Annotated in this window: 1 protein-coding gene; it reads right to left on the minus strand. The window is 53.0% G+C overall.

The genetic code is table 11. The features are described from left to right. Positions 1-517, minus strand: a 517-nt coding sequence (locus tag AC5O77_RS22650; protein WP_494507283.1) for a PLP-dependent aminotransferase family protein, incomplete at both ends; no start/stop codon positions are given.

A 517-nucleotide genomic window follows, 5' to 3' on the forward strand; every position in this document is an offset into this window, starting at 1 on the left:
GTACAAATGTTGGAGTTCGCTTTCTCACGACGAATATGTTGCTCGCGAGTCTGCATCGCCATGCGCAGAGCGGTGTTGCCAGCTGCATCTTTCGATACACCAATAATACGGCCCGGCATTGAGCGTTTGTATTCGTCTTTCGCCGCAAAGAATGCCGCGTGTGGGCCACCGTAACCCATCGGTACGCCAAAGCGTTGCGCCGAACCAAAAACAATATCCGCGCCCTGTTTACCCGGCGCAGTTAACAGCACCAGCGCCATAATATCGGCGGCGACGCTGACCACAATTTTGCGTGATTTCAGTTCGCTGATAAGCGCAGTGTAGTCGTGGATTTCACCCGTCGTACCCACCTGCTGTAACAGCACGCCGAAGACGTCCTGGTGATCGAGCACTTTTTGCGCATCGTCGACAATCACTTCAAAACCAAAGGTTTCGGCACGGGTGCGAACCACATCCAGCGTTTGCGGATGAACGTCAGAAGCAACAAAGAAGCGGTTGGCATTTTTCAGTTTGCTGA

It is taken from the genome of Stenotrophomonas sp. INTA L402-1, assembly GCF_059295135.1.